This window comes from Micromonospora sp. WMMD558, assembly GCF_049315255.1.
Classification (GTDB): Bacteria; Actinomycetota; Actinomycetes; order Mycobacteriales; family Micromonosporaceae; genus Micromonospora.
In genome coordinates, this window is the sequence record NZ_CP186061.1 from 1,636,377 (window position 1) to 1,659,356 (window position 22,980).

At 73.7% G+C, this 22,980-nt stretch carries 28 protein-coding genes; 12 read left to right on the top strand and 16 right to left on the bottom strand.

Features of this window, described 5'->3' with window-relative positions; translation table 11 throughout:
• The first annotated feature begins 21 nt into the window (after window positions 1–21).
• From ACN26Y_RS07925 to ACN26Y_RS07935, 3 genes are all read left to right on the top strand, one after another.
• The gene (locus tag ACN26Y_RS07925) at window positions 22–246 is read left to right on the top strand and encodes a hypothetical protein (RefSeq protein ID WP_155329655.1); all 225 of its coding nucleotides are present in this window, start codon (window positions 22–24) and stop codon (window positions 244–246) included.
• Window positions 243–491 carry a flavin reductase gene (locus ACN26Y_RS07930; protein WP_155329656.1) on the top strand — a complete coding sequence of 83 codons (249 nt, stop codon included), beginning with the start codon at window positions 243–245 and terminating at the stop codon, window positions 489–491. The genes ACN26Y_RS07925 and ACN26Y_RS07930 overlap by 4 nt, the downstream gene beginning before the upstream one ends.
• Before the next feature lie 374 nt (window positions 492–865).
• A complete protein-coding gene (locus tag ACN26Y_RS07935) occupies window positions 866–1,567 on the top strand; it encodes a GAP family protein (RefSeq protein ID WP_422734536.1) in 702 nt (233 codons plus the stop codon).
• A gap of 5 nt (window positions 1,568–1,572) precedes the next feature.
• Here the strand turns inward: ACN26Y_RS07935 and ACN26Y_RS07940 are convergent, their stop codons facing one another.
• Both ACN26Y_RS07940 and fdhD read right to left on the bottom strand, forming a co-directional pair.
• On the bottom strand, window positions 1,573–2,307 hold the full coding sequence (locus ACN26Y_RS07940; RefSeq protein WP_196255808.1) for a ZIP family metal transporter: 735 nt from the start codon (window positions 2,305–2,307) through the stop codon (window positions 1,573–1,575).
• 39 nt (window positions 2,308–2,346) lie between these two features.
• The gene (fdhD, locus tag ACN26Y_RS07945; protein WP_155329658.1) at window positions 2,347–3,198 is read right to left on the bottom strand and encodes a formate dehydrogenase accessory sulfurtransferase FdhD; all 852 of its coding nucleotides are present in this window, start codon (window positions 3,196–3,198) and stop codon (window positions 2,347–2,349) included.
• Between the two features lie 123 nt (window positions 3,199–3,321).
• Between fdhD and mobA the strand changes: the two genes are divergently transcribed.
• From mobA to ACN26Y_RS07960, 3 genes are all read left to right on the top strand, one after another.
• Window positions 3,322–4,002: a molybdenum cofactor guanylyltransferase gene (gene mobA / locus ACN26Y_RS07950; RefSeq protein ID WP_422734537.1), complete on the top strand. Its 681-nt coding sequence runs from the start codon at window positions 3,322–3,324 to the stop codon at window positions 4,000–4,002.
• Window positions 3,999–4,265, top strand: a complete 267-nt coding sequence (locus tag ACN26Y_RS07955) for a DUF6457 domain-containing protein (RefSeq protein WP_155329660.1) — start codon at window positions 3,999–4,001, stop codon at window positions 4,263–4,265. Before mobA ends, ACN26Y_RS07955 begins: the two co-directional genes overlap by 4 nt.
• Before the next feature lie 88 nt (window positions 4,266–4,353).
• Window positions 4,354–5,439 (top strand): T3SS (YopN, CesT) and YbjN peptide-binding chaperone 1, encoded by a 1,086-nt coding sequence (locus ACN26Y_RS07960; protein ID WP_366599390.1) that lies wholly within the window; start codon window positions 4,354–4,356, stop codon window positions 5,437–5,439.
• 84 nt (window positions 5,440–5,523) lie between these two features.
• Here ACN26Y_RS07960 and ACN26Y_RS07965 read toward each other — a convergent pair whose 3' ends face one another.
• Window positions 5,524–7,452, bottom strand: a complete 1,929-nt coding sequence (locus ACN26Y_RS07965) for a beta-propeller domain-containing protein (RefSeq protein WP_422734538.1) — start codon at window positions 7,450–7,452, stop codon at window positions 5,524–5,526.
• Window positions 7,453–7,558: 106 nt separating this feature from the next.
• Window positions 7,559–8,017 carry an Lrp/AsnC family transcriptional regulator gene (locus ACN26Y_RS07970; protein ID WP_155329663.1) on the bottom strand — a complete coding sequence of 153 codons (459 nt, stop codon included), beginning with the start codon at window positions 8,015–8,017 and terminating at the stop codon, window positions 7,559–7,561.
• A gap of 59 nt (window positions 8,018–8,076) precedes the next feature.
• Between ACN26Y_RS07970 and ddaH the strand changes: the two genes are divergently transcribed.
• Window positions 8,077–8,910, top strand: coding sequence for a dimethylargininase (ddaH, locus tag ACN26Y_RS07975; protein ID WP_366599392.1), 834 nt, complete (start codon window positions 8,077–8,079; stop codon window positions 8,908–8,910).
• A 164-nt stretch (window positions 8,911–9,074) separates the two neighbouring features.
• Here the strand turns inward: ddaH and ACN26Y_RS07980 are convergent, their stop codons facing one another.
• On the bottom strand, window positions 9,075–10,274 hold the full coding sequence (locus tag ACN26Y_RS07980; protein WP_155329664.1) for an ABC transporter substrate-binding protein: 1,200 nt from the start codon (window positions 10,272–10,274) through the stop codon (window positions 9,075–9,077).
• Window positions 10,275–10,352: 78 nt separating this feature from the next.
• On the bottom strand, window positions 10,353–11,150 hold the full coding sequence (locus ACN26Y_RS07985) for an alpha/beta hydrolase family protein (RefSeq protein ID WP_155329665.1): 798 nt from the start codon (window positions 11,148–11,150) through the stop codon (window positions 10,353–10,355).
• An 84-nt stretch (window positions 11,151–11,234) separates the two neighbouring features.
• Between ACN26Y_RS07985 and ACN26Y_RS07990 the strand changes: the two genes are divergently transcribed.
• Window positions 11,235–11,837: a bacterial proteasome activator family protein gene (locus ACN26Y_RS07990; RefSeq protein WP_155329666.1), complete on the top strand. Its 603-nt coding sequence runs from the start codon at window positions 11,235–11,237 to the stop codon at window positions 11,835–11,837.
• 74 nt (window positions 11,838–11,911) lie between these two features.
• On the opposite strand, the gene ACN26Y_RS07995 is transcribed toward ACN26Y_RS07990, so the two are convergent.
• From ACN26Y_RS07995 to ACN26Y_RS08005, 3 genes are all read right to left on the bottom strand, one after another.
• On the bottom strand, window positions 11,912–12,724 hold the full coding sequence (locus ACN26Y_RS07995) for an HAD family hydrolase (RefSeq protein WP_422734539.1): 813 nt from the start codon (window positions 12,722–12,724) through the stop codon (window positions 11,912–11,914).
• Window positions 12,724–13,545: an HAD family hydrolase gene (locus ACN26Y_RS08000; protein WP_155329668.1), complete on the bottom strand. Its 822-nt coding sequence runs from the start codon at window positions 13,543–13,545 to the stop codon at window positions 12,724–12,726. The genes ACN26Y_RS07995 and ACN26Y_RS08000 overlap by 1 nt, the downstream gene beginning before the upstream one ends.
• A 230-nt stretch (window positions 13,546–13,775) precedes the next feature.
• Complete coding sequence (locus tag ACN26Y_RS08005; RefSeq protein WP_422734540.1) at window positions 13,776–14,498, bottom strand: hypothetical protein; 723 nt, start codon at window positions 14,496–14,498, stop codon at window positions 13,776–13,778.
• A 210-nt stretch (window positions 14,499–14,708) separates the two neighbouring features.
• Here ACN26Y_RS08005 and ACN26Y_RS08010 point away from each other — a divergent pair, with 210 nt between their 5' ends.
• The 3 genes from ACN26Y_RS08010 to ACN26Y_RS08020 all read left to right on the top strand — a co-directional run bounded on the left by ACN26Y_RS08010 (window position 14,709) and on the right by ACN26Y_RS08020 (window position 16,496).
• Window positions 14,709–15,140 carry an OsmC family protein gene (locus tag ACN26Y_RS08010; protein WP_155329670.1) on the top strand — a complete coding sequence of 144 codons (432 nt, stop codon included), beginning with the start codon at window positions 14,709–14,711 and terminating at the stop codon, window positions 15,138–15,140.
• Between the two features lie 176 nt (window positions 15,141–15,316).
• Entirely contained in the window at window positions 15,317–15,661 is a 345-nt protein-coding gene (locus ACN26Y_RS08015) for a metallopeptidase family protein (RefSeq protein WP_196255891.1), read from the top strand.
• A 112-nt stretch (window positions 15,662–15,773) separates the two neighbouring features.
• Window positions 15,774–16,496 (top strand): AIM24 family protein, encoded by a 723-nt coding sequence (locus ACN26Y_RS08020; RefSeq protein WP_422734541.1) that lies wholly within the window; start codon window positions 15,774–15,776, stop codon window positions 16,494–16,496.
• Between the two features lie 54 nt (window positions 16,497–16,550).
• Here the strand turns inward: ACN26Y_RS08020 and pheA are convergent, their stop codons facing one another.
• The 5 genes from pheA to ACN26Y_RS08045 form a co-directional block, all read right to left on the bottom strand.
• A complete protein-coding gene (gene pheA, locus ACN26Y_RS08025; protein ID WP_422734542.1) occupies window positions 16,551–17,507 on the bottom strand; it encodes a prephenate dehydratase in 957 nt (318 codons plus the stop codon).
• Window positions 17,508–17,516: 9 nt separating this feature from the next.
• The gene (locus tag ACN26Y_RS08030) at window positions 17,517–18,122 is read right to left on the bottom strand and encodes a hypothetical protein (RefSeq protein WP_370463313.1); all 606 of its coding nucleotides are present in this window, start codon (window positions 18,120–18,122) and stop codon (window positions 17,517–17,519) included.
• Between the two features lie 89 nt (window positions 18,123–18,211).
• Window positions 18,212–18,607, bottom strand: coding sequence for an ACT domain-containing protein (locus ACN26Y_RS08035; RefSeq protein WP_422734543.1), 396 nt, complete (start codon window positions 18,605–18,607; stop codon window positions 18,212–18,214).
• A 75-nt stretch (window positions 18,608–18,682) separates the two neighbouring features.
• Window positions 18,683–19,141, bottom strand: a complete 459-nt coding sequence (locus ACN26Y_RS08040; protein ID WP_155329675.1) for a hypothetical protein — start codon at window positions 19,139–19,141, stop codon at window positions 18,683–18,685.
• A gap of 176 nt (window positions 19,142–19,317) precedes the next feature.
• Complete coding sequence (locus ACN26Y_RS08045) at window positions 19,318–20,058, bottom strand: hypothetical protein (protein WP_155329676.1); 741 nt, start codon at window positions 20,056–20,058, stop codon at window positions 19,318–19,320.
• A 239-nt stretch (window positions 20,059–20,297) separates the two neighbouring features.
• Here ACN26Y_RS08045 and ACN26Y_RS08050 point away from each other — a divergent pair, with 239 nt between their 5' ends.
• Complete coding sequence (locus ACN26Y_RS08050; RefSeq protein WP_230688920.1) at window positions 20,298–21,512, top strand: arginine deiminase; 1,215 nt, start codon at window positions 20,298–20,300, stop codon at window positions 21,510–21,512.
• Between the two features lie 74 nt (window positions 21,513–21,586).
• On the opposite strand, the gene ACN26Y_RS08055 is transcribed toward ACN26Y_RS08050, so the two are convergent.
• On the bottom strand, window positions 21,587–22,471 hold the full coding sequence (locus ACN26Y_RS08055; protein ID WP_155329678.1) for a DUF5926 family protein: 885 nt from the start codon (window positions 22,469–22,471) through the stop codon (window positions 21,587–21,589).
• 59 nt (window positions 22,472–22,530) lie between these two features.
• Complete coding sequence (locus ACN26Y_RS08060) at window positions 22,531–22,956, bottom strand: ATP-binding protein (protein ID WP_230689151.1); 426 nt, start codon at window positions 22,954–22,956, stop codon at window positions 22,531–22,533.
• Between the last annotated feature and the right edge of the window lie 24 nt (window positions 22,957–22,980).

Consider the following 22,980-nt stretch of genomic DNA (forward strand, 5'->3'; position numbering starts at 1 on the left):
TCGTCCACCTGGGAGGTTTCCGTGAGTCTCGTGGTCGGCAGCACGATCCGGGTGCCGGAGGACTCGTACCGGTTCGGCACCGGACCGCTGGTCCTGCACATCTCCGAGGTGCTCGGCCGTACCGTGATCGAGGGGCACGAGTGGGCCGAGCTGCGCGGGCGGGAGGTCCGCGAGGACGGCTCTGTCGCGGTCCGCGAGCGCTACGCCTCCGTGCGTGTGGACCGGGTCCGAGTGGTCCCGCGGTGAGCCGCGTCCGGGCGCACCTGCCGACGCGGCCGACGTGGCGCTGTGCGGCCTGCGGCATCGCCTGGCCCTGTTCCCCGGCCAAGCTCCGCCTGCTCGGGGAGTACCGGACCGACCGTCCGGCCCTGCTGATCTACCTGGCCACCCTCCAGGCGGAGGCGGGGGACGACCTGGCCGCGCTCGACGGCACTACCTCGCCCATCGACCTCAACGATCGCTTCATCTCCTGGGCGCGCGTTCGCACATGACCGATCCGCGCGCCATGCGGGCGATTGCCCACCCCACCCGGTTACGGAGGCATCGGTGCGGCACCTGGGAGGCCATTCCGCTCGGTGCCGTTAGCGCGGGCGTCGCCAGCGAGCACGTCGGCACTACGCCGACGCTCGTCGCGGTCGGTGCCGCGTACCTCTTGGTGGTCCTCACGCCTGCTCGGCGGCCCGTGGCGGACCATGGCCCGGCACTGTTGGCGGGGGGCCCTTCATCTACCGCAGGCGTTGAAAGGGGACCTTTCCTTGCACCGGGTCCGTCGAAGGATGTACGCGCTGTTCGTGCCCCAGGGCGAGTGCAGCGGCGCTCCGGCAACGGACGATTGGTCGGTGATCGGAATCGGAAGTGACCGCCGGTGAGCGCCGGCCTGCTGCTCTCCCTCGCCGGCCTGGCGCTGATCGACAGCACCAGCATCGGCACGCTGTTCATCCCGGTGTGGCTGCTGCTGGCTCCCGGGCCGGTCAGCGTACGGCGGATCCTGACCTACCTCGGGACGATCGCCGGCTTCTACCTCGGGGTGGGCCTGTTGCTGTTCTGGGGCGGCAGCAGCCTGGCCGACCTGCTCGACGGCGCCCTGGACACCCGGCCGGTGCTGTGGGGGCAGCTCGTGCTCGGAGTGGGCCTGTTCCTGCTCAGCTTCCGGTACGGCGGGAAGCGCAGGACGGGCGGCGGCGGTGCGGTCCTGCGGTGGCGTGACCGGGCGACCGCCGGTGACGCGTCGGTGCGCTGGCTGATCGGGCTGGCCCTGCTCGCCGCGCTCGCCGAGGTGGCGACCATGCTGCCGTACCTCGGTGCGCTCGGCCTGCTCGCCACGTCCGGGCTCGGCGGGCCGGCCGTGGCGGGGGTGCTCGCCGCGTACTGCCTGGTGATGGTGCTGCCGGCGGTGCTGCTGCTGGCGGCCCGGGTGGCCTGGCCGACCTGGATCGAGCCGCTGCTGGCACGTCTCAACGGCTGGATCACGCGGACGTCGGGCAGCACCCTGGGCTGGGTCCTCGGCATCGCCGGTTTCCTCATCGCCCGCGACGCCGCCGTCCGTCTGGGCCTCTTCGAGCGGTGAGGATCTCAGGCGGCCAGAGCGACCCCCCACAGCAGCGCGAGCCCGGTGAAGAAGCCGATGGTGTGGATGGTCTTGTCGTGGGCGGCCGGTCTCGTGGTGAGTTCGGGGACCAGGTCCGCCAGCGCGATGTAGATGAAGTTCCCGGCGGCGAACGGCACCAGCACCGCCACGTCGAGACGCCCGGCGAGCCCGTACGCGGCGACCGCGCCGACCAGCACCGCCGAGGCGGAGATCAGGTTCCAGACCAGGGCTCGTCGCCGGCTCCAGCCGCTGTGCACCAGGATGCCGAAATCGCCCATCTCCTGCGGTATCTCGTGTGCCGCCGCGATCAGCCAGGTGACGATGCCGAGCCGGACGTCGGTGACGAAGGCGGCGCCGATGGCGAGCCCACCGATGAGGTTGTGCAGGGCGTCGGCGATCAGGATCAGGTATCCGACCGGCCGGTGTGCCCCAGGCGGGCGGTGGCAGTGATGCCAGTGGAGGAACTGCTCCAGAACCAGGAAGGCCAGCAGCCCGGCGGCCAGCCACGTGTAGACGGCGAGGTCGTTGCCGAGCCTCGCGACCGACTGCGGCAGCAGGTGGAAGAGCGCGCCGCCCAGCAACGAGCCGGCGGCCAACGCGACCAGCGGTAGCACGATCCGCTCGAAGATCCGTTCGGGCAGGACGAGGGTCAGGCTTCCGCTCAGCGCCAGGAGGGTCATCGCCGTGCCGGCCACGATGATCCAGGCCAGTGTCGGCACGGCTGTTCACCTCCTCCTGCCGGCCGTCAGGTGCTGAGCTCAGTGCACCACGCGCTGCGGGTTGGCGTAGACGTTCATGGAGCGGCCGCGCAGGAAGCCGACCAGGGTGATGCCCGCCTCGGCGGCCAGGTCGGCGGCGAGCGTGCTCGGCGCCGACACCGCCGCGAGCAGCGGTACGCCCGCCATCCACGCCTTCTGCGTCAGCTCGAAGCTGGCCCGTCCGCTGACCAGCAGCAGGTGACCGGCCAGCGGCAGGCGCCGCTCGCGGACCGCCCAGCCGACCACCTTGTCCACGGCGTTGTGCCGGCCCACGTCCTCGCGCAGCACGACGAGCTCGCCGTCCGCCGTGAACAGCCCGGCAGCGTGCAGGCCGCCGGTCCGGTCGAAGGCGTGCTGCGCCGCGCGCAGCCGCTCCGGCAGGTCGACCAGGACCGCCGCCGGCACCCGCAGCGCGTCGTCGGCCACCGCGAAGAGCGACCGGGTACGCACCGCGTCGATGCTCGCCTTCCCGCAGACCCCGCAGGAACTGGTGGTGTAGAAGTTGCGGGCCGGGTCGGTGGCCGGCTCCGGCACGCCGGGCGCGAGCACGACGTCCACCACGTTGTACGTGTTGGGTGTCTCCGCACCGGCGCAGAGCTGGGCGGTGTGCACGTCGTCGGCCGACCGGATCAGCCCCTCGGTGAGCAGGAAGCCGACCGCCAGGTCCAGGTCGTCCCCGGGCGTACGCATGGTGACCGCCAGCGGTCGCCGCCGCCCGGGACCCGCCGGGCCGACCCGGATCTCCAGCGGCTCCTCCACGGCGAGGGTGTCCCGGCGGCGGACCGAGGTGCGCCCCTCCGCCGCGTCGAGGTCGATGCGCAGTACGCCGCGCCGGTCAGTCGCCCGTCCCATTCCGCCATCCTGCCTCCGGCGGCCGGGGTGATCCACTCGATCTCCGGGAGCGGGTCGATCCACCCGGTGCCGCCGCCATGGCGGCATCCGGGACGCGGGACACCGCGATGCCGCCGGCATGGCGTGCGGAACGCCGGAGACCGCACTGCCGCCGGCACCCGCGGCAGCGCCGGCGGCTACGGTGGCCGGGTGAGCGCGTACGCGGCGGTGGTGCTGGCCGGCGGTGCCGCCCGGCGGATGGGCGGCGTGGACAAGCCGGCCCGGCCGGTCGGCGGCCGGCCCATGCGGGACCGGGTGCTGGCCGCGGTCGCCGACGCAGCCCCGCGCATCCTGGTGGGCCCGGCGGCGGCGGTGCCGGATGGCGTGCTGGTCACCCGGGAGGAGCCGCCCGGCGGCGGGCCGGTCGCCGCGACCGCGGCCGGGCTGGCCCTGCTCCCCGGGGACGCGACCGTGGTCGCCCTGCTCGCCGCCGACCTGCCGCTGCTCACCCGCACCGCGATCGGCAACCTGCTGCGCCACCTCGACAGCGGGTCAGACGGCGTGTGCTTCGTCGACGAGGCGGGGCGGCGGCAGACCCTGTGCGGCGTGTGGCGGGCCGCCGCGCTGCGCAGCGCGGTGGACCGGCTCGCCGCCGGCCGGGCACCGGGGCGTACCTCGACAGCCGGCCTGGCCGGGGCGCCGCTACGGGCGCTGCTGCACGGGCTGACCGTCCAGGAGGTGCCGTGGCGCGGGGAGGGCCCGCCGCCGTGGTTCGACTGCGACACTGACGAGGACGTACGCCGGGCGGAGGAGTGGGCACGATGACGGTGATGGACGAGTGGGTCACGGCGGCCTGCGCGGAACTCGGCCTCGACCCCGCTAAGGTGCCCGTCCCGACCGTGCTCGACCTCGCGAAGGACGTGGCCCACCAGGTTCTGCGCCCGGGCGCACCGGTCACCGCGTACCTCCTGGGGCTCGCGGTCGGCGCTGGCGCGGACCCGGCCGGCGCCGCGGCCCGGCTCCGCGACCTGGCCGCCAACTGGCCCGTCGAACTGGGCGCCGAAGGCCCCGGCGACCACCCGGCCTGACGGGCGTCCCGGCTGTCCGATCCCGGTCGGCCCTGATTCGCACCACCCGGTCCGTGGGTAGGGTGACCTTGAACGGACGGAGGCGATCATGACGGCGGACCACCCCCCGACGCCGGCCGGCGGCCTGCCGGAGCACCACGAGTCGATCCTGCTCGACGAGCCGACCACGGCCGACCTGCGGGCGAAGGTGACGCAGGCCTGGCGGGAGTTCGCCCGGGCGCTCGCCGAGCGACTGGGCTCGCTGCCGGCCGGAGCGCACGTCGACCTGACGCTCGACCCGACCGCCTCCGGCACCGGCGACGCCGTCTACTCCATCGGCATCGACGTGGGCCCCGACGGGACGCTCGCCGCCAGGGCGGTCGGCAACGCCGGCCTGCCCGCGGGGTACCGGCTGGACCGCGCGGCCGTGGCGGACATGGTGGCGCTCGGTTGGTCACCGCCCGGTGTCGTCGAGGGTTCCGGCGAGCAGTTCGGCCTGGACGGCACCGCCGCCGAGGCGACCCAGCTCGCGGCGCTGTTCTCCCGCACGCTGCGTGACGTCTACGGCGCCCCGCACCCGGCCTTCCTCGTGTACCTGATCCACGACGCCGACGGGGAGCCGCTCGAGGGCGCGCCGCTCGGCACCGCGCGCAGCGAGTTCGGCGTGGACCGCGACGTCGAAGCGGACCTCGACGAGGCGCTGAACGCCGCGCAGCCGGCCAAGGACGACGTGCTCGGGCTGGCCGAGCGGGTCCGTACGGTCGTCTCGACGATGCTCAAGTCGGATTCCGACCGGCTCCAGGTCGACTCGGACGGGGACATCAACATCCGGGCCGGCTCGGCGATGGTGTTCGTCCGGGTCCGGGACAATCCGCCGCTGGTCGACGTCTTCTCCCCGGTGCTCACCGAGGTCGAGCCGACCGAGCGGCTGTACGTGAAGCTGTCCGAGCTGACCAACCGGATGCCGATCGGCCGGCTCTACTGCGCCGACGACACGGTCTGGGCGTCCATCCCGGTGTTCGGCCGCAACTTCCAGGCCACCCACCTCATGCTCGCGGTGCAGGTGATGACCGGCCTCGCGGACGAGCTGGACGACCGGCTGCACGGCGAGTTCGGCGGGAAGCGCTTCTTCGGCGAGGGGGACAAGCCGGTGAAGCGCGAACCGGGCGAACACCGCACCGGCATGTACCTGTGACGTCGCGGCGCCGGCCGGGGACCTGACGATGGGTGAGGCCCGGAACCCCGAACGACCGGGCCCCACCCACCGGGGGAGGGAGGGTCAGGTCGAGGGGAGCCAGGCGAGGCTCCGTGCGGTGCCGGGGTCGCTGGCCCGCAGGCCCGCGTCCGACACGGTCCACAGCACGCCGTCGACGAGCAGTGACCGGGTGACGGCAGCCGCCGGGTGGGTCACGGCACCCTGCTCGGTGATCGTGTCGCCGGCGACCCGGAACAGGCGTACGCCCTGGTCGACCGGGACGGCCAGCAGCCCGGTTCCCGGTTCGTACAGGAAGGCGTGCGGGTCGTGCTCGGCCCTGGACCAGCCGCCGGGCCGGTGCCAGCGGTCCAGCCGCGCCGGCCGGGCGGGATCCCGGACGTCGAAGAGGGAGACCTGGACGCCCTCCGCCCGCCCGTTCCGGTCGGCCTCCTGCCCGACCCCGAGCAGCCGGCCGTCCGCGACGGGGTGCAGGTACGCCGAGTACCCGGTGATCTTCAGCTCGCCGGTGACCTTCGGGGCGGCGTGGTCGGTGAGGTCGAGGGCGTAGAGCGGGTCGGTGCGCCGGAAGGTCACCACGTACGCGGTGCCGCCGAGGTAGCGCACGGAGTAGATCCGTTCGCCCCGGCCGAGCCCGGTTACCGCGCCGACCGGCACCAGGGCGTCGGCCGTCCGGCGCAGCACGTGCACGCCGGACTCCGAGGTGCGCTCGCCGGTGCCGGTGGTGGTGGCCACCCGCAGGTGGCCCTCCCACTCCGACAGCGCGTACTGGTTGACGAGCCAGCCCGGCACGGTGCCGGCGGCGACGTAGCGTGGGCGCCCGGGGGATCCGGTGTCGAACTGGTAGATGTCGGTGACGAAGGGACCGGTCGGCCGCAGCCGCCGGCCCGGGACCGGCTCGCCGCCGACCACCCGCTGCGCGGCCAGGTAGAGGCTGCCGCCGGTGCCGTAGACGGTGTCCGCGTCGGCGGCCACGCTGACCGGGTCACCGTCGGCGAGCCGGTCGGCCGTGAGGTCGAAGCTGAGCACGGTCAGCACCGAGGAACCGGTGGCGGTGGCCGGCCGGCTGAGCCGGTCGCAGCCGACCCGCCCGGTCCGCCGTTCCGCCCCGGCCGTCCACTTGTACGCCGGGAGCCACGCGTCGATCCCGGCGGCGGCGACGGCGGCCCGGTTGGCCGTGGTCCGGACCGCCTCGTCGCTGGCGGGCAGGTACGGGAACGCGACCCGGGCGCCGGAGCGGACCACGACCCGGGCGGTGGCAGCGGTCTGCCGGGCGTCGACGGTGCCGCCGTCGATCCGGTACGTCCCGAGCACGCGGGGAGCGCCGGCCAGGTCGACCAGCACCAGCCGGGTGCCGGGCAGCCGGGTGGGTGCGAAGGGCTTCTCGGCGGGCCGTCCCTCGGGTACCCGGATCGCCGGCCCGGCGGGGGACATCGCGGAGTCGGTGAGCACCAGGGCGCGGTCCCCGTGCAGGAACAGGTCGTGCTGCGCCCAGCGGAGGTCGGCGTCACCGTCGCCGGCGAGGTCGAGCCGACCGGTGATCCGCCGGGTGGCGGGGTCGACGACCCGGAGGACGCCGCCGGTGATCGTGACGATCCGCCGACCGTCGGTCTTGACCAGGTCCGGCTCGTCGACGCCCCGTTCCTGGACGTTGGTGCCGGAGTACGCCTTGGCGCCGGCCTGTTCCGCCGCGGCGCCGGCCCGTTCCGCCGCACCGGCGGCTGCGGGCTGCATGTCGAGCGTGCGGCGGCCCGGCCACGCCGTCCCGTCGTCGGCGAAGCCCCACGGGCCGACGTGCGCGGCGGCCGCGGCGCGCAGGTCGGCGAGCGCATCGGCGCAGGAGTCGAACGAGACCAGCCGGAGCGGGGTGCCCGGTCCGGTGGGCGCCGACCGGGGGGTGTGCGCGGGTGTGGTGGCGGGCAGCACGCTGCTCCCCGCGAGCAGGGTGAGGGCGAGCAGCGTGCCCGCCGCGACGGTCGGCCGTGCCGGTGTCATGCCCACTCCGACGCCGCCGGCCCCCGCCCGGTTCCCGGTAAGGAAGGGCCCCTTTTTAACGCCTCCGGTAGAGGAAGGGGCCCTTCCAATCACCCCCGGGGCCGGTTCAGCCGGCCGACGGGCCCACGCCGGGCGACTCCACCAGCCGGGAGAGCACGATGGTGCTGCGGGTGGAGGTCACGAAGGACTCGGCGCGCAGCCGTTCCAGCGCCGCCTCCAGGTGGGCGATGTCGGCGGCGCGCAGGTGGACGAGGGCGTCCGCCTCGCCGGAGACGGTGTACGCGCCGACCACCTCGGGGTGCCGTCGGGCGGCCACTCCGATCTGCGCCGGGGTGGTCCGGCCGGCGCAGAACAGCTCGACGAACGCCTCGGTCGTCCACCCCACGGCGGCCGGGTCGACGACGGCCGTGAATCCCCGGATGACCCCGGCCGAGCGGAGCCGATCGACCCGTCGCTTGACCGCCGGAGCGGAGAGTGAGACCCGTTGCCCGATGTCGGCGTACGAGGCACGGGCGTCGGCGACGAGCAGCGCAATGATTCGCTGGTCAACCGCGTCTATCTGCAACGTTCCGCCTCCGGGAAGCAATGGTTGTGGCTGTTACCGATGTTCCACGGTACCTACCCTTGGTCACCGTGAACCAGCAGCGAGTGCCGCGAAAGCGGACATATCTCATGTGCTCGCCCGAGCACTTCGCGGTCGAGTACGCGATCAACCCGTGGATGGACGTGACCACCGCGGTCGACGCGGAGTTGGCGGTCAAGCAGTGGGACCGGCTGCGCGAGACGCTGGTCGGTCTCGGCCATGAGGTGCACCAGCTCACCCCCGAGCCGGGCCTGCCCGACATGGTGTTCGCGGCCAACGGCGCCTTCGTCGTCGACGGCACCGTCTACGGCGCCCAGTTCAAGCACGAGCAGCGGGCCGCCGAGGCGGCCGCCCACCGTGCCTTCTACGAGGCGCAGGGCTGGCGGTTCATCGCGCCGACCGTGACCAACGAGGGCGAGGGCGACTTCGCGTACCTGCCGGAGGCGCACGGCGGCCTGATCCTCGCCGGGTACGGCTTCCGGACCGACCCGGCCGCCCATGCCGAGGCCCAGGAGGCGCTCGGTCGGCCGGTGGTCTCGCTGCGGCTGGTCGACCCCCGCTTCTACCACCTCGACGTGGCGCTCGCGTCGATCGACGACACCAACATCGTCTACTACCCGGGCGCCTTCTCGGTGGCCAGCCAGAAGGTGCTCGCCCAGCTCTTCCCGGACGCGGTCGTCGCCGACGACGAGGACGCGCTCGCGTTCGGCCTGAACCTGGTCAGCGACGGCCGCAACGTGGTGCTCAACAGCGAGGCCACCCGGCTCGCCGGGAAGCTGAAGGCCGCCGGCTACCAGCCGGTGCCGGTCGAGCTGGCCGAGCTGAAGAAGGGCGGCGGCAGCGTGAAGTGCTGCATCGCCGAGCTACGCCACTAGGACCTTCGTCACGACCCGCAGGCCGGCCAGGGACTTCGACAGACCCTGGCCGCGGCTGGCGACGGGACGTCGAGAGGCGCCCCGGCGCGGAGCACGAAGGGCCGGCCTCCCCCGCCAGGGGAGGCCGGCCCTTTCGCGTCGGTTCCGGCCCGGAGGCCGTCGGTTCAGCCCAGGGTGGCCAGTTCGGTGATGAGGACGTTCGACAGCACCTGGCCGTCCATCTGGACCTCGCGCAGGTACCACTTCTGCTGCGGCGTACGCGGCTGGTTGAACTGCCACACGCCACGCGGGCTGTCGATCTGGCCGACCCGGCCGAGCGCGAGGTTCACCTGCTGCGGGGTGGGTGAGTCGCCGGCGATCCGGATCGCCTGGTCGAGCACCTGCGCCGCGTCGTAGGACGCCATGGCGTACGTGGTCGGCGAGCTGCCGTGCTTCTTGCGGTACGCCGAGGCGAAGAGTCGGTTCGCCGCGTTGTTGATGTCGGCGGAGTAGTTCAGGGCGGTCTGGATGCCCAGCGCGTCCCCCGGCGTGTTCTCGAAGCTCTCCAGCACCTTGCCCTCGGTGAGGAAGCCGGGGGCGTAGACAGTGCCCCGGAACCCGGCGTCGCGCAACTGCTTGATGAACTTGACCGCCGCCTCGCCGTTGAAGAAGCAGAACATCGCGGTGGGCTCGGCGTCGAGCGCCCGATCGATGTCCGTGGCGTAGTCGGCCCGTTCCGCGACGGCGTCCGTCGTCCAGGTCACCGGGTCCTCGATCCGGGGGTCGGACTCACCGAACTCCTGCCGGAAGCCGCGCAGCACGTCCTCGCTGGCGAGGCCCTTCGGCATGACGATGGCCAGCTTCGCCGACGCCGGAAGCCGCGTCCGCAGGTAGCTGCCGAGCGCACGACCGGCCTCGTCCAGCACGTACGACGTCCGCCAGATGTAGACGACGCTCTGGAGGCTGGTCGGCGAGGCGTTGGACCCGACGAGTGGCACCCGCGCCTGCTCCACCGTGTCCCGGATGCCGAGCATGACGGCCGAGCTGGCCACCCCGGTGAGCGCCAGCACACCCTGCTTCAGCAGGCCCTCGACGGCGGCCTTGCCGCTCTCCGGCTTGCCGCCCTCCTCCGCGGTCAGCAGTTCCGTCGGATGGCCGCCAAGCTGCGCCTGGTTGAGGTCGAGGAAGAGCTGGAAACCGTTGATGATCTCGGTGCCGATGACCTTGAGGTCGCCGGTCTGGGGCGCCACCAGGCCGATCTTGATCGGGCTCAGCGTCGGGGTGGAATCGGCCCCGCTGTCGTCGGTGCCGCATCCGCCGACGAGTCCGGTCGTACCGAGCGCGGCCAGCAGTTGTAGGGCCCGCCTGCGGTTCATCTGCGACACCGAGTTCCTTCCGAAGGGGTGCAGGGGCGGGTCTCGCCCCTCCGGCGTTCTACCTGCTCCGCGACGCTCCGTCAATGCCTAGTGATCTTCATGCAATGACCGCAACGCAGCGGCAACCTCGGGCCAGGCCGCGGACTCGGGGTCGATCAGGCCGAAGTGCTCGCAATCGGGCAGCTCAACGAGGCGTACGTCACTTCCGGCGGCCTGTGCCGCAGCCGCGAACTCCCGGCTCATGCCGACCGGCACCTGGCGGTCGAGTGCACCGTGGATGATCACGCTCCGTGTTCGGATAGGCACCAACGATCGTGGATCACAAGCGGCGTACCGGTCCGGTACGTCGGCCGGGCCACCGCCGAGCAGCGCGGCGACCGCACCGGAGTCCAGGTCCAGCCGGTACGCCTCGGCCAGGTCCGCCACCGGCGCGAGGGCCAGCACCGCGCCGACCTCCACCGGCGCGACCGCCGCCACGAAGAGGGCGAGGTGGCCACCGGCCGAGTGGCCGACCAGGATCGGCGCGCCCGCAGCCACCCGGCCGGGCAGCGCCTCGGCAGCCAACCGCGGCAGCTGGGTCACCGCGGTCAGGACGTCGGCGAGGGTTGCCGGCCAGCCGCCGCCGGGTTGTCCGGTCCGGCGGTACTCCACCTGGGCGACCGGGTAGCCGAGCGCGGCGAGCGCGCTGGCGAGCGGACCGGTGTGCCCCCGGTCGTACTCCGCCCGCCAGAAACCCCCGTGCACGACGACCACCAACGGCAGGGCCGGTCCGCTGCCGGCCGGCCGGCGCAGGTCCGCGATCTGGTCCGGGTGGTCGCCGTACGCGACGGTGACGTCCGGCGCCGGCGCGGGGCGGGTGAGCACGGCTCGCGGGTCGCTGGGCATGCCCGCGACGGTAGCGCGCCACCGGCACCCGATCGTCGTCGACAGCGGCTCCCGGGGCGCATCCCGGCGGGCGACTGGGTAAAGATGGACCCCATGACCGAAGCGCACTCCGTTGGACAGAACGACGAGCCGGATCAGGACGGCCCCGGTCGCTCCGGCACCGTGGTGGTGGTCGGGCCCGACGGCCGGCCGGTCGGCACGGTGCAGACCGACGAGGGGCCGGGAGAGGACCCGTCCCGCCTGGTCGAGCAGCCGGCCAAGGTGATGCGGATCGGCAGCATGATCAAACAGCTGCTGGAGGAGGTCAAGGCCGCGCCGCTGGACGACGCGAGCCGGCACCGCATGCGGGAGATCCACGAGCGGTCGATCGTCGAGCTCAAGGAAGGGCTCGCCCCCGAGCTGCGGGAGGAACTGGAGCGCATCTCGCTGCCCTTCACCGAGGAGAAGGCACCCAGCGAGGGCGAGCTGCGGATCGCGCACGCGCAGCTCGTCGGCTGGCTGGAGGGGCTCTTCCACGGCATCCAGGCGGCCCTGGTGGCCCAGCAGATGGCGGCCCGGGTCCAGCTGGAGCAGATGCGCTCCGGCCGGCCCGCGCTGCCCAGCGGGCCGGGCGGAATGGTCCCCGGGATGCCCGGCCTGGGCCAGCCGCAGGGCGGCGAGGGGCACGGCACCGGCCAGTACCTCTAGGGCTCGGTCCGTGAGGCACGTCGGCGCAGCCGGGCTCGGCCGGTGAACCGGTGACCGAGCGGCCGGCCGGCCGCTCAGTCCAGCCCGAAGACCTTCTCCAGGTACGCGGCGACACCGTCGGCGGTGTTCGCCGTGGTGACGTCGTCGGCGATCTCCAGGACCGAACGGTGCGCGTTGGCGACCGCGACTCCCCGACCGGCCCAGGTGAGCATCGGCACGTCGTTGGGCATGTCCCCGAAGGCCAGCACGTCGGCGGCGTCGATCCCGTGCCGCGAGCAGTACCAGGCCAGGCCGGCCGCCTTGGTCACGCCGGCCGCCGAGATCTCGACCAGCCCCGAGTACGACGAGTGCGTGGCCTCGGCCAGCCCGACCAGCGCCCGGGCGACCAGCGCGGCGAACGCGTCCGGGTCCTGCTCGCCGGCGCGGGCGAGCAGCTTCACCGCCGGGGCGGCGAGCAACTCCTCCGGAGTCTCGACGGCTCGGATCGCCGCGTGGTCGGCGTCCCACCGCAGCGGGTAGTGCGTCTCGTGCCGCATCTCCCGGCTGTCGACGATCTCCACCGCGAAGGTCACCTCGGGCACCTCGGCGCGCAGCCGCCGGGCCACCTCGGCGAGGAGTTCCGGGGCGAGCGGGTCGGCCCGCAGCACCTCGTCCGCCACCGGGTCGTAGACCACCGCGCCGTTGGCGCAGATCGCCGGCAGCGGCTCGGCGAGCTGGTCGTACACCAGCTTGAGCCAGCGGATGGGACGGCCGGTGACCAGCACGACCGGCGTGCCGCGCGCGGAGATCCGGGCCAGGACGGCGGCGGTCTGCGGACTCAGCGTCCGGTCGTCGCGCAGCAGCGTCCCGTCGATGTCCGTGGCGACGAGGCGGGGTGGCTCTCCCATCAGCGGGAGAGTAGTCGATCGAGGTACACCGCCACCCCGTCGTCGTCGTTGCGCAGGGTCGTCTCGTCGGCCGCCGCGCGGACCGCGGGGTGGGCGTTGGCGACCGCCACCCGGGCCCAACCGGCCCAGGCGAACATCGGCAGGTCGTTGGGCTGGTCGCCGAAGACCAGCACCTCCGCCGGGTCGACGCCGAGCCGCTCCGCCACCACCGTGAGCCCGGTCGCCTTGTCGACCCTGGGCGGGCAGATCTCGACGAAGCCGAGCCCGGCCTGGGTGAGCGTGGCGACCTCCGGTGGGACGATCCGCCGCGCCACGTCGAGCAGTTCGTCGACGTGGTGGTCGGCGGTACGGGCGAACGCCTTGATCACGTCTGCGGAGAGGCACTCGGTGCGGGTGCGGGCCTCGAACCGGTCCTGGTACGGCCAGCTCGGGTGGTAGTCGCCCCAGAGCGGCGCGTCGTGCTCGTCCGACGCCTCCACCATCACGGTGAGCGGGCCGACCTCGGCCTCCAGGTCGGCCAGCAGGCCGGCCAGGACGGCGCCGGGGAGGCGCTCGTCGCGCAGCACGACCGGCCCGCCCGGATCGCTCTGGTCGACCACCCGCCCGCCGCCGGCCATCACCAGGAAGTCCGCGGCACGGATGTCGTTGCGGGTCAGCTCGGTGAGCCGGGGGCCGCGACCGGTCGCGCCGACCACCGGGATGCCGGCGGCCCGTACCCGGTCGAGCACCTCATGGGTGTACGCGGAGACGGTCTCGTCGCTGCGGACGAGCGTCCCGTCCAGATCGGTGGCGATCAGCTTGGGCAGGCCCGGGCGGGTCATCGTTCCTCCTTCGCCCGCCGCCGTCGCGGCCAGCCGTTCCGGTCGTGTGACCCGGCGTGACGGCGGGCAGCAACCGTACCTCGCGGAAGCGGTCGCAACCATGGCGATCAGACGAATCCGGTGCCAACGGGGAACGACTGACCTGTGGTGATCGCGTCGGGCTGCCGCCGACGGGTCGCAGGCTGCCCAGGGCACGTCGCGGACGGCCCGCCCGGCCCCCGCCGCCCGACTCAGCCCGGCGGTTCCGGGCGGGTGAACGGCATGGCGGGCCCGACGGTGAGGTCGGCCGGGGGCGGCAGGGCCTCACCGGGGTCGCCCCGCCGGGAGCGACGCCGCCGGGCCGGCGGGATCGACACACCGCTCTCCGTCTCGGCGGCGGGCGCGGCGGCGGACGGGGTGGGCAGGAGCGCCGCCCCCAGCAACGCACAGGCGAGGAACGCGGCGACCAGCCCGCGTCCGTACTCGATGGCGAATCCGTCCTGGCCGCCGTAGTAGATGGCCCGCAGGTCGGCGTCGCCGATCGTGATGGCCGCGGCGGTCAGCACGGCGAGCAGCGCCCCGGCCAGCACCAGGCCGGCGATGCGGGCGTTCGGGCGGGCCGCCTCGGTGCCCCGCAACGCGAGCGCGACCGCCACCACCAGCGCGAGCAGACCGGCCAGGTACGCGCCGCCGAACCCGCCGACGTTGGAGACCCCCTCGGGGAGGCGGAGCCCACCGCCGTCGGGCCCGGCGTTGGGCATGGTCAGCATCACCCACTCCCCGATCAGCGAGGCGAGACCGGCGGCCGCCCCGAGGCCGGCGAGGACGAGGGGCAGGCGGCGGTCCCGGGCGAGGCCGGTGAGGAACTGCCCGGCCCGGCCGGGTGGCCGCGGATCGGACCCACCCCACTCCACGACGGCGGGGCCGTCGTCGGACCGGTCTTCCTGCCGGGGGATGGGGAGGTCCTGGGACATCGGGGGACATCCTTCCGCGCTGACGCCCGTTCCGTCGGTGCCGGCCCGAAGGCGGACCGGACCGGCCCCGAGGGGATTCGAGAGGCCGCACGGTTTCCCGACCGCCTCCGAGCGGAATCATGACACAGCCAGCGTCCGGCGGGCGGTAGCGCGAGTGGCGGGTGCGCGGGTCGGTCGCCCCGGCGTCCGCTTTCGACTAGCGTCGGGTGCATGCCTATCCGTACCGCTTCCGCACGTTGGCAGGGCAACCTCACCGAGGGGTCCGGCACCCTCCGCACCGGCAAGGGCGGCCTGGAGGGGAACTACTCCTTCAAGTCGCGCTTCGAGGAGGGCGAGGGCACCAACCCGGAGGAGCTGATCGGCGCCGCGCACGCCAGCTGCTTCTCGATGGCCCTCTCCAAGCAGCTCGCCGACGCCGGCGCGACCGGCACCTCGGTGGAGACCAGCGCCAAGGTGCACTTCGACAAGACCGACGCGGGCATGACCGTCACCCGGATCGACCTGGAGACGGTCGGTCAGGCGCCCGGCATGGACGAGGCGCAGTTCGCCAAGCTCGCCGAGGCCGCCAAGGAGAACTGCCCGATCTCGCGCCTGCTCTCGCCGGGCGCCCAGATCACCCTGAACGCCCGCCTCACTTCCTGACATCCGGGCGCCCGCAACGCCCGGGCTCCCCGGGCCGCCCGGCTCGCCGCACTTTCACGGAAGGAGTGACCATCCGGGGACGGATGGGCCTCCTCCCGTGGAGGTGGGCGGAACCGTTCCGGGGAACGCCGGGGATCTTGCGGGTGCCGATCGGTGGGCAGAATGGGGGTGTGGCGGTGGAGATGAGCCGGGAGCGGTTCGAGGAACTGGTCGGCGAAGCCCTCGACGAGGTCCCGGAGGAACTGCTCGCCCTGATGAGCAACGTGGTCATCCTGGTGGAGGACGACCCGCCCCCGGGTGAGAACCTGCTCGGCCTCTACGAGGGGCACGCCCTGACCGAGCGGGGCTGGGACTACTCGGGCGTGCTGCCGGACCGCATCCTCATCTACCGCAACCCGATCCTGCGTATCTGCGACAGCGAGCACGACGTGGTGGACGAGGTCGCGATCACCGTGGTCCACGAGATCGCCCACCACTTCGGCATCGACGACCACCGCCTGCACGAGCTGGGGTGGGGCTAGGCCCTGGCGGCTGTCGGGACAGCGTCCGAGGCTCCGGTCAGCCGATGGCCGCCCGTTGCGCTGCTGACCTACCGTCGGGCCCAAGGCACCGCGAACTGTAGGAGGCACGTCCATGCGCAGCGAACTCTTCTCCTCGGAGAACCTGGAGAAGGAGTCCGCCCAGCCGGGTATGCGGCTGCAGAACTCCAAGATGCTCAAGATCGAACTCAACGGTGAGGCGATGGCCCGGGTCGGCTCGATGGTGGCCTACCAGGGGCACGTGCAGTTCCAGGCACTCGGCTCGGGCGGGCTCGGCAAGTTCCTCAAGCAGAAGCTCACCGGCGAGGGCGTCCCGCTGATGAAGGTCACCGGTCAGGGTGACGTCTTCCTGGCGGACTTCGCCAAGGACGTGCACATCATCGAGCTGGAGCCGGGCGACGCCCTCTCGATCAACGGTTCGAGCGTGCTCGCCTTCGACGCCACCCTCCAGTACGACATCCGCATGGTCGGCGGCGCCGGCATGGCGTCGTCGTCGGGCCTGTTCAACTGCGTCTTCTCCGGTCACGGCCGGATCGCCATCACGACCAAGGGCACTCCCGTCGTCCTCAACGTCGACGCCCCCACCTACGTCGACCCGCAAGCGGCGGTCTGCTGGTCCGCCAACCTCCAGACCGGCTACCACCGCGCCGAGCAGCTCGGCCTGGGCACGCTGCTCGGCCGGCGCACCGGTGAGGCGTTCACCATGAGCTTCGCCGGGCAGGGCTTCGTGGTCGTCCAGCCCTCCGAGGAGCCGCCGGTCATGGGCAGCGGCGCGCAGGAGCAGCAGGGCGGCCTCCTCGGCGGCCTGCTGAGCTGACGCGTGTCCGGGGCGCGCCGCGAGCGCGGTGCGCCCCGGGTGCAGGCGGTCAGGTCAGGTCAGGTCGCCCCTGCGCAGCCGGGCCAGCCAGGCGGCGGCGTCGGCGTAGTCGGCGTCGGAGAGGCCCGCCGGCGCGGGGACCGGCCGCTCGCCCGCCGCGGCGGTCCAGCGGTGCCGGGGGTACGACCCGAGGAAGCGGACGTCGGCGCACACCCGGCGCAGCCCCTGCAACGCCTCGCCGAGCCGTACGTCGGCCACGTGCCCGGTGCAGTCGAGGAAGAAGACGTACCGGCCGAGCGCCTCACCGGTCGGGCGGGACTCGATCCGCGTCAGGTTGACTCCCCGGACGGCCAGCTCCATCAGCACGGACAGCAGTGCGCCCACCCGGTCGTGGGCGATGTAGACGGCCAGCGAGGTCACGTCGTCCCCGGTCGGCGGCGGGGGCTGGCCCGGCCGGGACACCAGCGCGAACCGGGTCACGGCGTCCGGGTGGTCGGCGATCTTGTCGGCCAGCACCTCGAGCCGGTGCCGGGTGGCGCCGATCGGGGCGCAGATCGCCGCGTCGTACTCGCCGGCCGCGGCGCCGGCCGCCGCCGCGCCGTTGGAGAGGACGTCCACCACCACGGCGTCCGGCAGGTGCGCGCGCAGCCAGTTCCGACACTGGGTGGACGCCTGCGGGTGGGCGGCGACGCTGCGTACCGCCGGCAGCGAGGTGCCGGGGCGGGCGCCGAGCACGAACTCCACCGGCAGGATCACCTCGCGGGTGATCACCAGCGGATCCCCCTCGGCGAGCTCGTCGAGGGTCACGCCGACCGCGCCGCCGATCGAGTTCTCCAGCGGCACCAGCGCCGCGTCCGCGTCCCCGGCCCGTACGCCCTCCAGCGCCTCACCGACACTGCGGGCGGGCGTACGGTTGGCCCGCTCGGCGGCGGGGATGGTACGCAGCGCCTGCTCGGCGAAGGTGCCCTCGGGCCCGAGGTAGACGAAGCGGGTCGGCGGTGTTCCCGGCATGGCGACAGCCTACGCACCGAAGCCGGGGACCGTGCCGGCGTCGCAGGCCAGGGTGCGGATGCCGACCGGGGCGGCGACCCGCACCTCCACGGTGCACACGTCGGTCCCGGCGGTGACCAGGCGTGGTGCGCCGCCCGGGCCGCGGGTGACCACTTGGAGCGGCTCGTAGCCCGCCACGTCGAGGACGGTGTAGTGCCACTCGTCGGCGCAGAGCGGCCCGGTCTTCACCTGGACACGGGCGTTGCCGGGCAGCACGTCGCGCCCGCGTACCAGGTCGGTGACCCGCTGACCGGACGGGCCGGCGGGGCAGGCGACGGCGACCAGGCCCGAGGAGGGTGTCGTCGTGGTGCCCGGCAGTCCGGGGAGCCCGGTCACCGGCGGGCTCGGGACCGCCGTGGCCGTGCCGGTCGGACCCGGCGTGGCGGTCCGGGCCGCCCGGGTGGGTGAGGGCTGCCGCAGTTCGGGCGGGGCGCCGCAGCCGGCCGTCAGCAGCACGGCCAGGAGGGCGACCACGGCGCGGGGACGGGCGGTGGCACGGCGGGGCGGGGTGGGCGGCACGGACCGATCCTCAGGACATCGACGCTGACCGTTGTGGTGGGGGGCGAGCGTGCCCATCGTAGGAGCATCCGGCGGCCGGGTGAAGCCGGGACCGTCCCGGCGTCACAGCCCGGCCGCGCCGCGCCGGTGCCCGCCGTGACGCCGCGTCACGATCTGGTGAGCACGCGGTGCCCGGCCCGGTCCAGGGCCGTGACGGCCTCGTCGAGGCGTACCGCGGGGACCAGCAGGTAGTCGGTGTCGTAGGTGGAGAACGCGACCACGCTGACCCGGGCCTCCGCCAGCGGGTCGACCAGCGCGGCCAGGGTGCCGGAGACGGCCAGGTCGAGCGGACCCGCCACCCGCAGGCAGCGCCAGGCGGTCTCCACGACGGCCTGCTCGGGCGCCCGGTCGGCTGGGCAGATCACCGAGACCCCGTCGGCGGTCCAGCTCACCGTGACGACAGCGCCGTCGCTCAGACCGCCGGCCAGGGCGGGCGGCAGGGTGGAGCCGGCCGCGAGGCGGCAGACGGCGTACTCACCCGGCAGCAGAGCGATATCCAGCATGAGGGCACCTTACGGCCTCGGCGAGCGCGTACCCCACCTTCGCCGCGTGCGGCGAACGCCACATGCCGCCGCAGGTCAGACCTCGGAGAAGAAGGTGAGCGAGCCGGCGACCACCCCGTCGGTGAGGACCGGGGTGGAGATCGCGTCGACGGTGGCGTCGGGCGCGTCCGGTGACGCCCCCTGGACCCGGAGCAGCCCGCGGGCCAGGCGGCCCGAGGTGAGGGCGAGCAGCGGCGGAATCTTGTCGATCTCCGGCTCGGTCAGCTCGCCCCGGTTGGCGGTGAAGTCGAGCAGGCGCAGACCACCGTCGAGCAACGGCCGCCCGATCACGTCCTGCGGAGCGCCCAGGCAGAGCAGCTCGCACCCGGACGCGGAGACGGCGATCACCCGGGTGTCGGCGTCGATCAGCAGGCACGGCTCGTCCGCCCGGCAGACCGTCGAGGACCACTGCCCAACGTTGTCGGACCCCTGCTCTGTCGATGTCCCTGCCGCCGGCACGAACACTTCCGAGAGCGAAAGTTCGACGTGGGCCACCGAGCCTCCTATGTACACCGACGGTCTGTCCACGCTAGCTGGTCCGGGAGCCGGCCGCTGACCGCGTCGGGGTCACCGGGCCGCCGGGTGCTGGTCCACGCCCTGACCGGGCGGCCGGCGACGGCGCGACCGGCGGGTGCCGTCCGGACCCGGGTCGCGTGGCGTCGCGGCTGACGTTACCGCCGGCCGACCGGCTTGTCAGCGGCCGTTCGGCCCTCCTCGTACCACCGGTAGTCGGCGGCCGGCCGGTAGGTGCCGTTGAGCCAGGTGGCCGGATGCTGAGCGACCCGCGAAAGCTTCTCCGCGGTGGCCGGGCTGATCCGGTTGCCGGCGGCGACGAGCAGCCGGTCCAGCTCCCGGTGGGTCGCCATCAGGCAGTCCTTCGGAAGGCCGTAGACGCTGATGACGCCGGAGCCGACGAAGGTCAGCACCGGCGTCACCGGGATCGGCAGGCCCACCGCATCGGAGAGGGCCTTGCTCGCCCGCTTGGCGTCGCGACGGGCCTCGGCCACGTACGGCGGGCGCTTGCCGTTGATCTGCACGACGTCGCCGGCCACCAGCACGCGGGCCCGGCCATGGTCGGCGATGGTGACCGCGTAAAGGCCGCTCGGCCCGATGGCGAGGAAGCCGGCGCGGTCGTCACCCGCCTGGTCCCGCAGCAGGTCCGTCGCGTCGGTGCGGGGCCACTCGATGACGTGCCAGGCGGGGCCGAGGTGGTCGAGCTGGCCCAGCGCCCGCGCGCCGGCCGCCTCCAGCCGCCGGGCCCCGCGCTCCGCCCGCAGGCGGCGGGCCCACTCCAACGGGGACGGACGGGCCGGGCTGAGAACGCCCTGGGGTTCCGTCCGGGGGTGCGGCACCGCGACGGGCGGCAGTGCCCGGGGCGACGGTACGGCTCGTCGAGCGGGGAAGACAGTCATCGCGACCTCCGGCAAAAGGTCCCTCGAAGTTATGTCCTCACTACCCTACGTTGTCAGTCCCCCCGGTCGGCAAGTTGGAGCGCCGGAGTGACTGTGGATGAATGCCGTATTCACGCACAGTTCTTTTGCCGGATGCCGCCAAACCCCTCCCACGACCGGTGCCGGGGACGTCGGCACCGGCCCCCCGGTCCGAGTCGCTGCGACGGACGGCGGGACGCCGACCCAGGCCCTACGCTTCGATGGTGACCCACTACGTGGACAGCGAGGTCGGTCGGCTGGGCACGGTCATGCTGCACCGGCCGGGGCCCGAACTCGCCCGGCTCACCCCCCGCAACAACGACTCCCTCCTCTTCGACGCCATCCCCTGGGTGGGCCGCGCGCAGGAGGAGCACGACGCGTTCGCCGCCGCGCTGCGCGAGCGGGGGGTCGAGGTGCTCTACCTCGCCGACCTGCTGGCGGAGACGCTCGCCGTCGCCGACGCGCGCGCCGAGCTGACCGACCTGGTGCTGCGCTCCCCCCGGCTCGGCGACTCGCTGCGCGCCCGGGTCGCCGACCACCTCGCGTACCTCGACCCGGCGGCGCTGGCCGACGTGTTCATCGCCGGCCTGGCGCACGAGGAACTGCGGATCAGCCGGGACCGCCCCGGCGGCCTCGTCTACACCCTGATGGACCGGCACGACTTCGTCATCGACCCGCTGCCGAACCTGCTCTTCACCCGGGACTCGTCGGTCTGGATCGGTGACCGGGTCGCGGTCACCAGCCTGGCCATGACGGCCCGCAGGCGGGAGACCACGCTGACCGACGCGATCTACCGGCACCATCCCCGCTTCGCCGGCAGCGAGTTCGTGTACCACCCGGAGCTGGAGCACCTGGAGGGCGGCGACGTGCTCCTGCTCGCCCCCGGCGTGCTGGCGGTCGGCGTGGGTGAGCGCACCACACCGGCGGGCGCGGAGCGTCTCGCGCGCCAGGTCTTCGCCGCCCGGCTGGCGCACACCATCCTGGTCGTGCCGATCGCGCAGGAGCGCGCCACGATGCACCTCGACACCGTCTGCACGATGGTCGACGTCGACGCCGTGCTGATGTACCCGAACATCGCCAGCACGCTGTCCGCGTACACCGTCGTCGCCGGCGCCGACGGCGAGGACCCGCGGGTGGACGGCCCGGCGCCGTTCCTGCGGGCCGCCGCCGACGCTATGGACCTGGCCCAGCTCCGGGTCATCGACACAGGTCTCGACCCGGTCACCGCCGAGCGCGAGCAGTGGGACGACGGCAACAACACCCTCGCCCTCGCGCCGCGGCTCTGCGTCGGCTACGAGCGCAACACGGAGACCAACGCCCAGCTGGAACGGGCCGGCATCGAGGTCATCCCGATCGCCGGCTCCGAGCTGGGCTCCGGCCGCGGTGGCCCCCGGTGCATGTCCTGCCCACTCGTCCGCGACCCGCTGCGCGGGTAAGGAAGGGCCCCTTATTAACGCCTCCGGTAGAGGAAGGGCCCCTTCTTAACGGCCCCGCAGGGCGGCAGCCGGCCTCAGCGGAGGGTGAGCTGGCGGCCGAGCAGGCCGTGGCGGGCGCGCCGGGCCGCGGCGTCCAAGGGGGTAGGCTCCGCCAGAGCCTCGGCGTAGCGCTTGGCGAAGTCCGCCACCGGCTGTTCCCACTCGCCGGCCGGGGTGTCCTCGGGCAGGTCCCACACCGGTACCAGGCGACCGTGCGCCCGGAACATGCCGGCGAACTTCGTCTGCTCGCCGAGCGTCAGGGCGCCGGCCGCGCTGAGTCGCGCCAGCGCGTCCAGCGCGGCGTCCTCGTCGTCGGGCAGCACCCACCGCACGTGCGCCTTCTCCGGCACCTGGCACCAGTACGCGGCCCGCGCCGCGGTCAGCCGGACGGTGGGGTAGATGGCGGCGTTGGCCCGCTCCAGCGACGCCTGCACGGTCGGGTCGTCCGCCGCACCCGGGTCGAGCCAGAACCCGAAGCCGTCGTGCAGGGTGATCTCCAGCGGCCCGTCGACCAGCAGGTCCTGGAGCCGGGGGCCGGGGCCGGGCAGCGGCGGCACGGTGACCTGGCCACCGGGCTCGGTACGCAGTGCGCAGAGCAGCGCCTCGGCCAGGTCCCGCGAGACGTCGCCGGACTGCTGGTGCCGCTGGAGACCGATAAAGACCCGCCCGTCCGGCTTGGTCATCGCCGGTGCCGCCATCGGCAGCACGGTGGCCAGCAGGACCTCGCGGTCGCCGTACTCCTCGACGAGGTCCGGCGTGAGCCGCAGCGGCGCGGAGGCGGCCGGCACCAGCTCGCGCAGCGCGATCCACTCCGGCTCGTCGGCCAGCCCCGCGAAGGGGCGGGGCACGAAGACGTCCCGTACCTTCTCGCGCTTACCGGTGGTGTCCGCGGCCCGCTGGCTCTTTCGACGCTTGCTCACGGATCGACAGCCTAGAGGCCGGCGCGGGCCGGCGTGGGGAGGACCCGCATCAGCGGCGGTCAGAGCCCCGGCCCGGCGACCACCAGGTCGGGCCGGACGGACCCGGCCGGCTCGAACTCCGCCCAGACGGTCTGGCCGAGCCCGTCCCGGTCGACGCCCCAGCGGCTCGACAGGCCCGACACGATGTGCAGGCCCCGGCCGTCGATCGCGTCCGGGTCGGCTGTTCGCATCCGCGGCCCGGCGGTCGCACCGCCGTCGGTCACCCGCAGGTGGACGCGGGGGCCGGCGGGCGTGTCGCGGAGTCGCCAGGCCACCCGGATCACCCCGCCCGGAAGCGGGTCGGCGTGGCGTACGGCGTTGCCCACCAGCTCCGCGAGGACCGCCACGAGGTCCGCGAGCAGGGTCCGGCTCACGACCTCGGTCAGCTCGTCGGCGAGCCGGTGCCGCGCCTGCCGCGCACCCGTCGCGTGGTGGGGCACCACCACGCACCACGCCCGTTCGGCACCTTG

What these genes read in the sequence shown, in the direction of transcription:
- ACN26Y_RS08005 (WP_422734540.1), bottom strand. Translation starts at nt 14,498, where the DNA reads ATGTCCCAGGACCTCCCCATCCCCCGGCAGGAAGACCGGTCCGACGAC.
- ACN26Y_RS07985 (WP_155329665.1), bottom strand. Translation starts at nt 11,150, where the DNA reads ATGCCCAGCGACCCGCGAGCCGTGCTCACCCGCCCCGCGCCGGCGCCG.
- ACN26Y_RS08000 (WP_155329668.1), bottom strand. Translation starts at nt 13,545, where the DNA reads ATGACCCGCCCGGGCCTGCCCAAGCTGATCGCCACCGATCTGGACGGG.
- ACN26Y_RS07965 (WP_422734538.1), bottom strand. Translation starts at nt 7,452, where the DNA reads ATGACACCGGCACGGCCGACCGTCGCGGCGGGCACGCTGCTCGCCCTC.
- ACN26Y_RS08035 (WP_422734543.1), bottom strand. Translation starts at nt 18,607, where the DNA reads ATGCTGGATATCGCTCTGCTGCCGGGTGAGTACGCCGTCTGCCGCCTC.
- ACN26Y_RS07990 (WP_155329666.1), top strand. Translation starts at nt 11,235, where the DNA reads ATGGACCCCATGACCGAAGCGCACTCCGTTGGACAGAACGACGAGCCG.
- fdhD (WP_155329658.1), bottom strand. Translation starts at nt 3,198, where the DNA reads ATGGGACGGGCGACTGACCGGCGCGGCGTACTGCGCATCGACCTCGAC.
- ACN26Y_RS08030 (WP_370463313.1), bottom strand. Translation starts at nt 18,122, where the DNA reads ATGGGCACGCTCGCCCCCCACCACAACGGTCAGCGTCGATGTCCTGAG.
- ACN26Y_RS08050 (WP_230688920.1), top strand. Translation starts at nt 20,298, where the DNA reads ATGGTGACCCACTACGTGGACAGCGAGGTCGGTCGGCTGGGCACGGTC.
- ACN26Y_RS07960 (WP_366599390.1), top strand. Translation starts at nt 4,354, where the DNA reads ATGACGGCGGACCACCCCCCGACGCCGGCCGGCGGCCTGCCGGAGCAC.
- ACN26Y_RS08010 (WP_155329670.1), top strand. Translation starts at nt 14,709, where the DNA reads ATGCCTATCCGTACCGCTTCCGCACGTTGGCAGGGCAACCTCACCGAG.
- ACN26Y_RS07995 (WP_422734539.1), bottom strand. Translation starts at nt 12,724, where the DNA reads ATGGGAGAGCCACCCCGCCTCGTCGCCACGGACATCGACGGGACGCTG.
- ACN26Y_RS08045 (WP_155329676.1), bottom strand. Translation starts at nt 20,058, where the DNA reads ATGACTGTCTTCCCCGCTCGACGAGCCGTACCGTCGCCCCGGGCACTG.
- ACN26Y_RS07955 (WP_155329660.1), top strand. Translation starts at nt 3,999, where the DNA reads ATGACGGTGATGGACGAGTGGGTCACGGCGGCCTGCGCGGAACTCGGC.
- pheA (WP_422734542.1), bottom strand. Translation starts at nt 17,507, where the DNA reads ATGCCGGGAACACCGCCGACCCGCTTCGTCTACCTCGGGCCCGAGGGC.
- ACN26Y_RS08020 (WP_422734541.1), top strand. Translation starts at nt 15,774, where the DNA reads ATGCGCAGCGAACTCTTCTCCTCGGAGAACCTGGAGAAGGAGTCCGCC.